The organism is Crenobacter cavernae (genome assembly GCF_003355495.1).
Classification (GTDB): Bacteria; Pseudomonadota; Gammaproteobacteria; order Burkholderiales; family Chromobacteriaceae; genus Crenobacter; species Crenobacter cavernae.
Window position 1 is genome coordinate 872,156 of sequence record NZ_CP031337.1, and the last position, 13,002, is coordinate 885,157.

The 13,002-nt window shown below is 68.2% G+C and carries 12 protein-coding genes; 9 read left to right on the forward strand and 3 right to left on the reverse strand.

Going from position 1 to position 13,002, the window contains the following annotated elements; genetic code table 11:
• Positions 1 to 80: 80 nt before the first annotated feature.
• From DWG20_RS04285 to DWG20_RS04320, 8 genes are all read left to right on the forward strand, one after another.
• Positions 81 to 1,364, forward strand: coding sequence for a DUF3422 family protein (locus DWG20_RS04285; protein ID WP_115432643.1), 1,284 nt, complete (start codon positions 81 to 83; stop codon positions 1,362 to 1,364).
• Positions 1,365 to 1,488: 124 nt separating this feature from the next.
• Positions 1,489 to 3,111, forward strand: coding sequence for a mechanosensitive ion channel family protein (locus DWG20_RS04290; protein ID WP_115434724.1), 1,623 nt, complete (start codon positions 1,489 to 1,491; stop codon positions 3,109 to 3,111).
• 84 nt (positions 3,112 to 3,195) lie between these two features.
• Positions 3,196 to 4,422: a PP2C family protein-serine/threonine phosphatase gene (locus tag DWG20_RS04295; RefSeq protein WP_115432644.1), complete on the forward strand. Its 1,227-nt coding sequence runs from the start codon at positions 3,196 to 3,198 to the stop codon at positions 4,420 to 4,422.
• Positions 4,423 to 4,442: 20 nt separating this feature from the next.
• Positions 4,443 to 4,985: a SiaB family protein kinase gene (locus DWG20_RS04300; RefSeq protein ID WP_115432645.1), complete on the forward strand. Its 543-nt coding sequence runs from the start codon at positions 4,443 to 4,445 to the stop codon at positions 4,983 to 4,985.
• Between the two features lies 1 nt (position 4,986).
• Positions 4,987 to 5,373: a DUF1987 domain-containing protein gene (locus DWG20_RS04305; protein WP_115432646.1), complete on the forward strand. Its 387-nt coding sequence runs from the start codon at positions 4,987 to 4,989 to the stop codon at positions 5,371 to 5,373.
• A 129-nt stretch (positions 5,374 to 5,502) separates the two neighbouring features.
• The gene (locus DWG20_RS04310) at positions 5,503 to 6,762 is read left to right on the forward strand and encodes a glutamate-5-semialdehyde dehydrogenase (RefSeq protein WP_115432647.1); all 1,260 of its coding nucleotides are present in this window, start codon (positions 5,503 to 5,505) and stop codon (positions 6,760 to 6,762) included.
• 93 nt (positions 6,763 to 6,855) lie between these two features.
• The gene (locus DWG20_RS04315) at positions 6,856 to 7,266 is read left to right on the forward strand and encodes a hypothetical protein (RefSeq protein ID WP_115432648.1); all 411 of its coding nucleotides are present in this window, start codon (positions 6,856 to 6,858) and stop codon (positions 7,264 to 7,266) included.
• A 154-nt stretch (positions 7,267 to 7,420) separates the two neighbouring features.
• Positions 7,421 to 8,572: an MFS transporter gene (locus DWG20_RS04320; protein ID WP_115432649.1), complete on the forward strand. Its 1,152-nt coding sequence runs from the start codon at positions 7,421 to 7,423 to the stop codon at positions 8,570 to 8,572.
• 196 nt (positions 8,573 to 8,768) lie between these two features.
• Here the strand turns inward: DWG20_RS04320 and DWG20_RS04325 are convergent, their stop codons facing one another.
• Together DWG20_RS04325 and DWG20_RS04330 are read right to left on the reverse strand one after the other, a co-directional pair.
• Positions 8,769 to 10,505 carry a nitric oxide reductase activation protein NorD gene (locus DWG20_RS04325; RefSeq protein ID WP_115432650.1) on the reverse strand — a complete coding sequence of 579 codons (1,737 nt, stop codon included), beginning with the start codon at positions 10,503 to 10,505 and terminating at the stop codon, positions 8,769 to 8,771.
• Between the two features lie 10 nt (positions 10,506 to 10,515).
• A complete protein-coding gene (locus DWG20_RS04330) occupies positions 10,516 to 11,310 on the reverse strand; it encodes a CbbQ/NirQ/NorQ/GpvN family protein (RefSeq protein WP_115432651.1) in 795 nt (264 codons plus the stop codon).
• A gap of 103 nt (positions 11,311 to 11,413) precedes the next feature.
• On the opposite strand from DWG20_RS04330, the gene DWG20_RS04335 reads away from it, so the two are divergent.
• Complete coding sequence (locus tag DWG20_RS04335; protein WP_115432652.1) at positions 11,414 to 12,124, forward strand: substrate-binding periplasmic protein; 711 nt, start codon at positions 11,414 to 11,416, stop codon at positions 12,122 to 12,124.
• An 11-nt stretch (positions 12,125 to 12,135) separates the two neighbouring features.
• Here DWG20_RS04335 and DWG20_RS04340 read toward each other — a convergent pair whose 3' ends face one another.
• Entirely contained in the window at positions 12,136 to 12,915 is a 780-nt protein-coding gene (locus tag DWG20_RS04340) for a tRNA threonylcarbamoyladenosine dehydratase (RefSeq protein WP_115432653.1), read from the reverse strand.
• Positions 12,916 to 13,002: the final 87 nt, after the last annotated feature.

Below are 13,002 nucleotides of genomic sequence, written 5' to 3' on the forward strand. Positions count from 1 at the left end.
TGACGCCCCGGCGAGAGCCGTTCGCCCAGCCCCTGCTTAGGGGGCTCGGCCAACGTCTTTTGCGCTTGAAGGATTGTTTCATGTCCCAACTCACCGCCCACCCGATGCGGCGGCCGCTGAACGACGAGGCGCACGCGCGCCCGCCGGTCGCGGTGCCGTCGCCGTCGCGGCTGACTTCGCTGACGCTGTTGTTCGAGAAGAACGACGCCGGCCAGCGCGAGGCGCTCGCCGATCTGGCGCGCCGCCTCGGCCTGCCCGCGCCGAACGACAACGGCAGCAACTACACCGGCGTCGCCGGCGAACTCTCCTTGCGCTGGTCGCTGCACACCGAGTTCGCGCACTACGTGTTCATCCTGCCCGGCGTCTGTCCGGACCCGTTCGACCGCACCGTGCTCGACAGGCTGCCGAAGGACTGGCTGTCGTCGCTGCCCGGCTCGCTGATGGTCGCAATCCACGCGGTGCTCTTGCCCGCGTCGGAAGAAAAGCCGGTGCAGGAGATCGCGCGCCGCTGGTTCGGCGGGCGCGAGCTGATCGGCGGCGAGATCGGCGAGGGCAACGGCGTCGCCTATACCGACCTCAGGCTGCACCCGGACCCGAGCTTGGCCGAGGGTTTTTCGCGCTACGTGATCATCGACCGCGCAATGGGGCCGAACCAGAGCGGCCGCATGCTGCAGCGGCTGTTCGAGATCGAGACCTACCGCATGCTCGCGCTTCTCGCGCTGCCGATCGCGAAGCAGCAGATGGGCGAGATCAACCGCCTCGGCCAGAAGCTGCGCGACGTGACCGAGGGCATGCTCGAGGAAGACCGCCGGGACGCGACGCTGCTGTCCGACCTCACCGAACTGGCGACTCACGCCGAGCGGATGGTCGGCGAGCACCAGTTCCGCTTCTCGGCGAGCCGCGCCTACTATCAGTTGGTGACGCAGCGCGCGCTGGAGCTGCGCGAGCGGCGCCTGCCGGGACTGCAGCCGTTCCGCGAGTTCATCGAGCGGCGGCTGTCGCCGGCGATGGCGACGTGCGAGACGGTGGTCGGCCGCCAGGACCGCCTGGTCGCGCGCGTGCAGCGCACCACCGCGCTGTTGCGCACGAGGGTCGAGGTGCTGCACGAACAGCAGAACCGCGCGCTGTTGGCGAGCATGGACAAGCGCGCCGAGCTGCAGCTCAGACTGCAGCAGACGGTAGAAGGACTTTCGGTCGGCGTGCTGACCTATTACGCGGTCGGCCTCTTGGGCTACGCCTTCAAGGCGGCCAAGGCGGCCGGCGTGCACCTTGACGTCGAACTCGCGATGGGGCTCTCCATCGTGCCGGTCGCGGCGCTGGTCTGGTTTGGCGTCAACCGCGTCAAGCGTTCGCTCGGACACTGAGACAAGGCCGCCCGCACGGGCGGCCTTTTTTGACACATTAGGAGAGGCGATGGGGGCTGGGGCTTTCGCGCGCGTGCCGCGCATGACGTTGGGTTTTGCTTTGGCTTGGCGGCATATCATTTTCATGTTGTGCGCCATACTGGTTGCGCTGCCGGCGCTCGCCGCGTCGGCCGAAGCGGCCGAGCCGGCAGACGCCGCGGCGGCGCAAGAAGAGCGCACGCTCAGGGTCGCCAACCGCGAGGTGTTCACCTTCGCCGCGACCGTGTTCGGCCTCAGTCCCGAAGAGCGTGCCGAGCGCGCCGGAGGGCGCATCCGCGCGCTCGCGCCCGACGATCTCGTCGCACCCGTCGTCGCGCAGCCGCTCACCTTCGAGAAGGAGACCGGTGTCGCGATGATGCACAAGGGCGTGCCGCTGTTCACCGTCTATCAGTCCGACCTCGACCCGGTCGAGTCGCCGCCCTTGCCCAAGGTCGCCGCCGAGGTGCGAACGAAGCTGCAAGCGGCGCTCGCCGCGCGCTACGAACAGGGCAGCGCCAAGCGGCTGGCTATAGGCACCGCGCTCGCGGCCGCCGCGACGATAGCCCTCGCGATCGTGCTGGTCGCGCTCTACCGCTCGCAGCGGCGCCTCCTGACGGTGATCGACAGCAAACTCGTACGCCTGTCCAACCGCCACCTACTCAACTGGCGCGTGCTGCTCTTGGGCGCCGAGCGCTATCTCTTGATCGCAAGCAGCGGCGTCGCCGCCTTCGCGCTCGTCTACCTGTGGCTCGCGTTCTCTCTCGCGCAGTTCCCTTACACCGCGCCTTGGGGCGCGCGCCTCGGCCAGTCTATGGTGTCGCTCGGCGAACGGCTCGCCGGCGGCGCGATCGACGCGCTGCCCGGCCTCGTCACCGTGCTGGTGATCTTCGCGCTGACGCGCTTCGCCGCGCGCGGCCTGACGATGATCTTCGACGCGGTAGAGAGCGGGCGCCTCGCCCTCCCCGGCCTGCACCCGGAAACGGTCGGCGCGACGCGCCGGCTGACGCTGGTCGTGCTGTGGCTGTTCGCGCTGACCGTCGCCTACCCCTATCTGCCCGGTTCGCAGTCGGACGCTTTCAAGGGCGTCAGCGTCTTCCTCGGCCTGATGGTCACGCTCGGCTCGGCCGGCATCGTCAATCAGGCGATGAACGGGCTGGTGCTGGTCTATTCCCGCGCGCTGAAGAACGGCGACTACGTGGTGATCGGCGACGTCGAGGGCTATGTGAGCGAGCTCGGCCCGCTGTCGACCAAGCTCGTCACCCGCAACGACATGGAGGTGACCGTGCCCAACTCGGTGATCACCGGCGGCAAGATCGTCAACGCTTCAAGGTTGGCCGAGGGGCGCGGCATGCCGGTCACGACCACGGTGACGATAGGCTACGACACGCCGTGGCGCCAGGTGCACGCGATGCTCGAACTGGCGGCGCGGCGCACCGCGGGGCTCAGGGACGACGCGCCGCCGCGCGTGCGCCAGACCGCGCTGCAGGACTTCTACGTCGCGTACGAACTGATGGTCAGGCTCTCCGACGGCGCGAGCCGCGCCGACACGCTGACCGCTCTGCACGGCCACATCCAGGACGTGTTCAACGAATTCGGCATACAGATCATGTCGCCGAACTTCGAGGCGCAGCCGCACCAGCCGGTGCTGTCGCCGCCCGACACGTGGTACGCGTCGCCGGCCGCTCCGCCGGACGAGGCCCGCACCATTAATGACATTGGCGTCATTTAGTCAATCCTTCATCTATTCGTCACGCCGACGCAACGGCGGCTTCCTACAATGCGGCGCATTTCCCAGCCCTACCGGAGTCGCCCCATGCCGCTGGATAGCTCGCTGGTCGCCACCGCCGGCCAGTTGCTGCAAAGCCCGCCCACCGTCGGCCCCGAGCACAGCAACTACCAGGTGCTCGACCTGTTCTCCGCCGATGTCTCGCTGTCCAACCTGCCCGTGATCGACGGCGCACGCCCGGTCGGCATCATCAACCGCAACACCTTCATGAGCACGATCGCGCGGCCGTTCCACCGCGAGATCTTCGGCCGCAAGCCGTGCACCGCGTTCATGAACGCGTTGCCCTTGGTGGTCGACTACCACATGCCGCTGACCGAGCTGTCGTTCCAGGCCTTGTCGGCCGGCGCATCGGTGCTGTCCGACGGTTTCCTGATCACCGTAGACGGCGACTACGCCGGCCTCGGCCAGGGCGTGTCGCTGATGCAGGCGCTCGCCGACCAGCAGGCCGAGAAGCACCGGCAGATGATGGAGAGCATCCACTACGCGAGCGTGATCCAGCAGTCCTTCCTGCAGAGCTCGCGCCGCGACATGGCGGCCGCGCTGTCCGACTACTTCATGGCGTGGGAGCCGCGCGACGTCGTCGGCGGCGACTACTACTACTTCGTCAAGCGCGACGACGGCTTCTTCGTCGCGGTGATCGACTGCACCGGCCACGGCGTGCCCGGCGCATTCATGACGCTGATCATGGCGTCGGCGCTGAAACAGGTTTTGACCACGCGCGACCTGCACGACCCGGCCGCGCTCTTGGGCGCGATCAACCGTCAGGTCAAGGAATCGCTCGGCCAGCTGTCGTCCGACGAGCTCGAACACGACGCCGAGGTCGAGATCCGCTCCGACGACGGCATGGACTGCGCTTTCTGCTGGTACGACAAGAACAGCCGCACCTTGACCTACGCCGGCGCAAAGACGCCGATCTTCGTGCTCGACCCGGCGGCCGACGACGTCGAGGTGATCGACGGCAACAAGAAGGGCGTCGGCTACGTGTCGACGCCTCTGGATTATGCGTGGACCAACAAGAAGATCGCGCTCGACCCCGGCAGCCAGCTCTACATCAGCACCGACGGCATCATCGACCAGATCGGCGGGCCGAAACGCATCGGCTTCGGCAAGAAGCGCTTCAAGGAACAACTGCTCAAACACCGCCACCGGCCGATGACCGAGCAGCGCGGCCGGCTGCTCGACGCCTTCCACGCGTGGCAGGGCGAAAACTCGCGCCGCGACGACGTCAGCCTGTTCGGCGTGCGCCTGCCCTAACTACATACGGATTGAGCACTATGGGCCTTGCCGCCTTCCACCGCTTCCAGGACCTCGCCCGCGAACAGAACGTGGTGTTCTATTACACCGGCTATTTCTCGCAAGCCGTCGTCACCGCCATGGGCGATGCGCTGCGCCAGCGCCTGAACCGTTCCGACGCCGCCAACGTCACCCGCCGCAAGCTGTTCTCGGTCTTCATGGAGATGGCGCAGAACGTCGTCCACTACTCGGCCGACCCGCTGACCGAGTCCGACGACCACGAGCTGCGCCGCGGCGCGCTATGGGTCGGCGAGAGCGACGGCCATTTCTACGTCGTCTGCGCCAACCCGATCGAGCGCGACAAGGTCGCGCGCATGCAGGACAAGCTCGAGCCGCTGCGCACGATGACCAACGCCGACATCAAGGCGCTCTACAAGGAAAAGCTGCGCGCCGACGGCGAGGCCGGCAGCAAGGGCGCAGGCCTGGGCTTTTTAACCGTCGCGCGCGACGCCTGCGAACCGATCGAATTCGACTTCGTCGACGACGACACCTCCACGCTGTTCTATCTGAAAGCGACCATCTGATATGCAGAACATCCACCTTTCCGCGACCGCGGCCACGCCGGAAGTCGACTTCCGCTTCGACAGCCACCAGCTGAGCCTGAAGGGCGAGAGCTACCCGGAAAACGCGCAGTCCTTCTACGGCCCGCTGCTCGACGCGGTGGCCGGGTATCTGGCCACGCTCGACCACGTGCACATCGCCGTCGACGTGCAGCTCGCCTACTTCAATAGCTCGAGCACCAGGCTGTTGATGAGCCTGTTCGAGCTGTTGAACGACGCCGCGGTGAAAGGCAACTACGTCACGCTCAACTGGCACTACGACGAGGACGACGACACCATCCTCGAATTCGGCCAGGAAATCGCCGACGACTATCCGTCGCTCGACTTCCACCCGCTCGCGCTGGTGGCCTGACGCTTTACCGTTTCTTCCCTGTCTGATTTGCGCCGGCTCCTGCCGGCGTTTCGGGCTAGGCCAACCTTGGCGGCGGCCTGCGCTTGGGATAAGCTTTTCCCATCCGATAAAGACACGCCAGAGCCCGCCATGAACGTCCACGACTATATGCAAGAGGTCGGCCGAGCCGCCCGCGCCGCCAGCCGCGCCATCGCCCGCGCCGACACCAACCAGAAGAACAAGGCGCTGTTCGCCATCGCCGACGCGCTCGAGCGCGACCACGACAAGCTGGTCACCGCCAACATGCTCGACCTTAACGCCGCCGAGAAGGCCGGCCTGGAAGCCGCTCTCGTCGACCGGCTCGCCGTCACCGAAGCCACCGTGCGCTCGATGGCCGAGGGCTTGCGCCAGATCGCCGCGCTGCCCGACCCGGTCGGCGAGATGGACGACTTCACCTACCGCCCGAGCGGCATCCAGCTCGGCAAGATGCGCGTGCCGCTCGGCGTCGTCGGCATCATTTACGAATCGCGCCCTAACGTGACCGCCGACGCCGCCGGCCTGTGCCTCAAGTCGGGCAACGCCGCGATCCTGCGCGGCGGCTCCGAGGCCTTCCACAGCAACCAGGCGATCGCCGCCTGTGTGCACGAGGGCCTCGCCGTCGCCGGCCTGCCCGCCGGCGTGGTGCAGGTCCTCGGGACCACCGACCGCGCCGCGGTGACCGAACTCGTCACCATGCCCGACTACGTCGACGTGATCGTGCCGCGCGGCGGCAAGGGGCTGATCGAGCGCGTCAGCCGCGAGGCGCGCGTGCCGGTGATCAAGCACCTGCACGGCAACTGCCACGTCTACATCGACGACACCGCCAACCCGGACAAGGCGTTCAACATCGCGCTGAACGCCAAGACGCACCGCTACGGCACCTGCAACACGATGGAGAGCTTGCTCGTGCACTCGGCGTTCGCCGAATTCATCCTGCCGCGCCTCGCGGCAGCGTATTGGGAAAAAGGCGTCGAGCTGCGCGGCTGCGAGCGCACGCGCGCGATCCTCGGCGACAAGGTCGTCGCCGCGACGGCCAAAGACTGGGAAACCGAGTACCTCGCGCCTATCCTCGCGGTGAAGGTGGTCAAGGACCTCGACGACGCGATCGAGCACATCAACACGCACGGCAGCCACCACACCGACGCGATCGTCACCGAAGACTACGGCCGCGCGCGCCGCTTCCTGCGCGAGGTCGACTCGGCGAGCGTGATGGTCAACGCCAGCACGCGCTTCGCCGACGGTTTCGAGTACGGCCTCGGCGCCGAGATCGGCATCTCGACCGACAAGATCCACGCGCGCGGCCCGGTCGGCCTCGAAGGGCTGACCAGCCAGAAATGGGTGGTGCTCGGCGACGGGCAGATCCGCGAATAAGCTTTAGCCGGCGCGGTGAAAAAAAGCGGGCCTTGCGCCCGACGGCACCCGGCCCACCAAGGCGGGTGCCGTTCGTTTTTCGAGGAGCTTGCCATGAACCCAGCCTTCCCGCGCCGCGGCGCGTGCGTGGCCATCGCCGCCCTCGTCCTGTCGGCCTGCGCCGGGACGGGCGCGACGCGCGACGGCCGCGGCGACGCCTCGCGCGTCGAACCCTCGCGCAGCGGCCGGGTGCTCGTCGACGTCGCGAGCGGCCGCTCGCCGCAGGCGGTCGCCGACTGCGTCGTCGACGGCGTGCGCCGGCTAAAAATCCCGGACGACTACCTCGCCCGTCGCCGGCTGCCGGGCGGCGGCCAGGCGGTGATGCTCAACAACCCGGCGACCGGGCGCACCGGCCTCACCGTCGACGTCGCCGCGCGCGGCAGCGGCTCGCAGGTCAGGCTGTATGAGAACGGCATGGTGGTGTCGGGGCAGTGGCGCGCGCTGGTGCGGCGCTGCGCCGGCTAATATCTTTATATGAAGATTTATGGTTTATCCCGGTATTTTGCCGATTTGCAACAAAGATCAGGGCTAATACAGCCATAAGTCCGAATAAATCATTTATCTTCATCAGAAGATAAGTGATGATGGTCCGCATCGCCTCTACGGAAGGAGACGGACCATGAACCCCCGCATCGCGCTGCTCGCGCTCACCGCCTTCGCCGCCGGCATGGCCGAAACCCTGGTCGGCGGCATCCTCGGACCGGTCGCCTCGAACCTTAACGTCTCGCTGTCGGCCGCCGGCCAGCTGACCGGCGTGTTTTCGCTGACCTTCGGGCTGACCGCGCCGCTGCTGTTCTACGCGACCGCGCGCGTCGAGCGCCGGCGGTTGCTGCTTACGACGCTCGCGCTGTTCGCGCTGACCAATATCGCAGCGGCGCTCTCGCCCAATTACGCGGCGCTGTTCGCATCGCGCGTCGCGTCGGCCGCGTGCTGTGCGCTGATCGTCGTGCTCGCGACGACGCTCGCGTCGCAGCTGGTCGAACCGGCGTTGCGCGGCCGGGCGATCGGCGCCGTGTTCATGGGTATCAGCAGCTCGCTCGTGCTCGGCGTGCCGGCCGGCATCCTGCTCGCCGGAGCGGCCGGCTGGCGCGCGCCGTTCGCGGCGATCGCCGTGCTGTCGCTGTTGCTGATCGGCGTGCTGCGCGCGACGCTGCCGGTCTTCGCGCCGCGTCCGCCGCCGCCGCTGTCGCGCTACTGGAACCAGCTCGCCACACCGCGGCTGTTGGCCGGGCACCTGGTGTCTATCCTGCTGATTGGCGGCCACTTCACGCTGTTCGCCTACCTCGCTCCCTACGTCGGGCAGGAGCTCGGCTTGGTCGGCGACACGGTCGGCGGCGTCTTCCTGCTGTTCGGCGTCGCCGCGGTCGCGGGCGGCTATCTGGGCGGCTGGCTGTCCGACACGCTGGGCGCGCGGCGCGCGCTCGCGTTGATCCCGGCGCTGTTCCTCGCTGCGCTCGCCGCCTTGCCGCTGGCAAGCGCGTTTACGCCACTCTTCCTCGTCGCGATGGTGGCGTGGAGCGCGCTGAGCTGGACGATCTCACCGGCGGTGCAGAACTACCTGATCGAGACCTCGCCCGACGACGCCGAGGCGGGCATCGGCGTCAACAGCTCGGCGATGCACCTAGGCGTCGCGCTCGGCTCGGCCTTCGGCGGCGCGGTGCTCGCGTGGCGATCGATCGACTGGAACCCGTGGGCCGGCTGCGTGCTGGTCGCGTTGTCGCTCGCCGTCGCGCTCGGTGCGGCTCGCGCAAGGCCGCTGGCCGCATCCTGACGGGGCTTATCCGGTGACGGCGGCGCGATGCGAATCGAAATTATCCGCCACCATGCCCTCCTTCCATCGCATCGCCCTTTCCCTGCTGGTCGCGCGCCGCTAGCCAAGGTTGGCCGAGCTCGGCCAACCTTGGCCCCAAAAGAAAACCGCCGCCCGGATCGCTCCCGGCAGCGGTTTGGCATTGCTAAAGACAAGCTCAGCGCGTCATCTGCGCGTACAGCCGCGTCAGCACGTGCGGCAGCGTGTCGGCCTGCTGCACGACGACGAAGCCGTTGCTGCCGAAGATGTGCGGCAGGTAGGCGCTCGCCTCCTGGTCGACCGTCACGCAGAACGGCGTGACGCCGGCGGCGCGCGCCTCGCGCACCGCTTCGCGCGTGTCCTCTACCGCGTAGCGGCCGTCGTAATGATCGAGGTCGCTCGGCTTGCCGTCCGACACGATCAGCAGCAATCGCCGCTCGGCCGGCTGCTCGGCCAACACCGCGGTCGACTGGCGGATCGCCGCGCCCATCCGCGTGTAGTAGCCGGGCCTGAGAGCGAGCACGCGGCCGCGCGTCTCGTCGTCGTAGCGCTCGGCGAAGTCCTTCAGCACCAGGTAGCGGACCTCCTCGCGCTGGATCGACGAGAAGCCGTACAGGCCGAAGCGGTCGCCGCTCGCGGTCAGCGCCTCGGCGAACAAAGTCAAACTATCCCGGATCACGTCGATGATCTTGTGCCCCGTCGGCAGCCGGTTCTCGGTAGACAGCGACAGGTCGGCGAGCAGCAGGCAGGCGAGCGAACGCTCGCGCTGCGGCCACGCCTGATAGAGGCCGGGTTCGCCGATCGCGTGGCCGCTGTGGCGCTCTACGAAGAAGCGGATCACGCGGTCGAGGTCGATGTCCGGGCCGTTGAACTCGCCGTTCTTGCGGCTGCGCTCGGGCGTCAGCGCCTGGAACTGGCGCTGGATGTAGCGTGCTAGGCTACGCAAGCGCTCCGGTAGAGGCTGGCGGCTCGCGCCGGCAGGCAGCATCGGCTTCAATAGACAGTAGTCGGGCAGCAGCACGTTCTTGCGGCAGTCCCACTCGGGCAGCTTGATCCCCGGGCCGAGCGGCGTGTCGTCGTTCTCGGTGTGCCACGCGAAGCCGTAGGTCATGCCGCTGGTCGCCGGCGGCGCGTCGTCGCCGTCGATCGCGCCGGTCGCGCGCGGGCCCTTCTCCTCCTCGCCGCTGCCGCCTTCGCCGCCGCCCTGACTATCGCGGTGGTCGTTGAGGTAGTCCTCCCAGCGCGGCTTGGCCTCGAACTTGAAGTCGGTCAGCGCGACCTTCTTCTCTTCGCCGGTCTCGTTGTCGGTCTTCTTCGCGCGCGGCCCGTCAGCAGGCGCTTCCGCCGGCGCGGCGCCGCCCGATTGCTTGTTCGCGCCGGCCTCGGGCTTGGCCTGAGGACGCGGCGGGTTCGGGTGCAGCCACAGCGGAACCGGTGCCAGACCTGAAAGGTTGGCCGAGGCCGGCTGTCCCTGTTCAGGATTCAACAAGGCGGCGCGCACGGCGAGCTCGACCAACCTTGCGTCGCCCTCCAGGCTTTCCGGGTCGGGACGCAAGGGCAGGAAGGCGGCGACGAGTTCACGGTACTCGTTCGCCAGCCCCGGCTGGCGCGCGAGGCAAGCTGCTGCGGCGGCGCGGTTGCGCTCAAGCCAATCGAGATGGCTATCGACCGGCTCGGCCGACAGCGCGGCGAGCCACACGTAGAGCTGGCGGTTCAGGTCGGCGTCGGCAAACAGCGCGATCGATTCGGGCAGGTAGAGCGTCGCCTCGTCCTGCCAGGCGTGCGCACCGTGGCCGCCGGCCGGCTTGAGTTTGAGCGCCGGGTCGCCGCCGAGCGCGCGGAACAGCACCGGCAGCAGCGTTTCCATCGCCGACAGCGGCACCGCCGCCTCGGCGTGGACCGGGTAGGCGTTCATCGCGCGCCCCTTACGCGGCGAACTGCGCGTTGACGATGGCGGCCAGCGCGGCGACGGTGTCGGTGTCGTCGGACAGCGGCTCGACGAGCGCGGTGCGGCACGCGAGGCGCGCGGCCATGCCGGCGGCCATCAATTTCGCCGCGTACACCAGCAAGCGCGTGCTGACGCCCTCTTCGAGGTCGTAACCGGCCAGCCGGCGCAACTGACCGGCGAGCGTGACGAGCTGGCCGATGCGCGCGTCGTCGAGGCCCGACTCCTGCTTGAGCACCGCGGTCTCGACCTCGGGGCGCGGGAAGTCGAACGACAGCGCGATGAAGCGCTGGCGCGTCGACGGCTTCAAGGATTTCAGCACGTGCTGGTAGCCCGGGTTGTACGACACGACGAGCATGAAGTTTTTCGGCGCGACCAGCGTCTCGCCGGTGCGCTCGATCGGCAGCACGCGGCGGTCGTCGGTAAGTGGGTGCAGCACGACGGTGGTATCCTTGCGCGCCTCGACCACCTCGTCGAGGTAGCAGATGCCGCCCTCGCGCACCGCGCGCGTCAGCGGGCCGTCGACCCAGTAGGTCGCGCCGTCGCCGATCAGGTGGCGGCCGACGAGGTCGGCGGCGGTCAGGTCGTCGTGGCAGGAGACGGTGATCAGCGGCAGGTTCAGCTTCGCGGCCATGTGCGCGACGAAGCGCGTCTTGCCGCAGCCGGTCGGGCCCTTGATCAGCACCGGCAGCTGCTGGCGCCACGCGGCCTCGAACAGCTCGCATTCGTCGCCGACCGGCTGGTAGTAGGGCAGTTCGCGCTCGGGGGCGGTCATGGTGGTGTCTCCTTAGGTTTTATCTCTTGGCCGCTATTGTAGAGCGTCGCACCGAGCGAAGCTGCTATCCTGCGCAAAACTCATTCGACATAAACCCGCCCGCATGTCGCTCCCCCGCTTCGCCATCGCCTTCGTTCTCGCCGCCGCCTGCTGCCCGCTCGGCGCCGAGCCGCTGGTCCTGCACTATTTCGAACGCCCGCCGTTCTACTACTCGCTGCCCAACGGTCAGCCGGCCGGCCTCGTGGTCGATCGATTGCGCCGTGCACTCGCGCTCTCGGGCCTGCCGTACCGCTGGCAGCAGACGCCGTCGAACCGGCAGCTCGCGCAGATCGAGGCCGACAGCGGCGCCGACTGCATCGTCGGCTGGTTCCGCACCGCGGAGCGCGAGCGCATCGGCCGCTTCAGCGCACCGCTGTACCGCGACCGGCCGCAGGTGGCGATCGTCAACGAGAGCCTGCCGCTCGACGGCCCGCCGGCGGTGGCGCGATTGTTGGCCGAGCGGAACGGGATCTTCCTGCGCCGCGAGCGCTTTTCCTATGGCCACGCGCTCGACGCGCTGTTGGCGGCGAAAAAGCCGCGCGAGATGGCGACCAGCGTGCCGATCGCCGACATGGTGCGCATGGTAGGCGCCGGCCGCGCCGCCTACACCTTCGTCAGCGCCGAGGAGGCCGAGACGCTGAAGCTCGACGGCGCACGCGCCGTCACGCTGGCCGACATGCCGGCCGGCGAGACGCGGCATCTGCTGTGCAGCCGGCACGTGCCGGCGGACACGCTGGCGCGGCTCGACGCGGCGCTGCTCAAGCTGGGGGAGTGAATCGGGGAGGATCAGCGCTTCTTCGGGCGCGCGATCGCCTTGAGCGCCTCGGCGACGGCGAACAGGCCGAAGCTCGCGGTCACGACCATACTCGCGCCGAAACCGGCACAGGATAGGCCTTGTGGCGCGGCGGTGTTCGCGGCGTCGATGTCGCAGGCGGCGGCCTTCGGATAGATGAGCTGCTCGGTCGAATACACGCAGGGCACGCGCATCCTGCCCTCGCGCGGCAGACCGTAGCGGCGGCGCAGGTTGTAGCGCAGGTTCGACAGCAGCGGGTCGTTCGTCGTCTCGGACAGGTCGCCGACGCGGATCAGCCCCGGGTTCATCTGGCCGCCGGCGCCGCCGGACACGACGAAGGGCTGGCGATGCTTCACGCACCAGGCGGCGATCGCCGTCTTGATCTTCAGGCTGTCGATCGCGTCGAACACGAAGTCGTAGCCACGGCCGAGCAACTCGTCGAGGTTGTCCTCGTCGACGAAGTCCTCGACCTCGCTCACCACGCATTCCGGGTTGATCGCGCGCGCGCGCTCGGCCAAGGCCGAGACTTTCGCCATGCCGAAGTAGGGATCGAGCGCCGGCAACTGGCGGTTGACGTTCGATTCGGCGATATGGTCGAGGTCGATCAGCGTCAGATGGCCTATCCCGCTGCGCGCCAGCGCCTCGACCGCCCACGAGCCGACGCCGCCGACGCCGATCACGCACACGTGCGCGGCGGCGAAACGCTCGAGAACGTCGTCGCCGTAGAGACGGGCGATGCCGCCGAAACGGCGTTCGAAGTCGGCTTGCGACATGAGGCTTTTTCTCCACACGGAAACGGCAGGGGCGAAGCATAGCGAATCGCACCGCACAAGGCCAGCGCCGGCGCCCCCACGGCCACG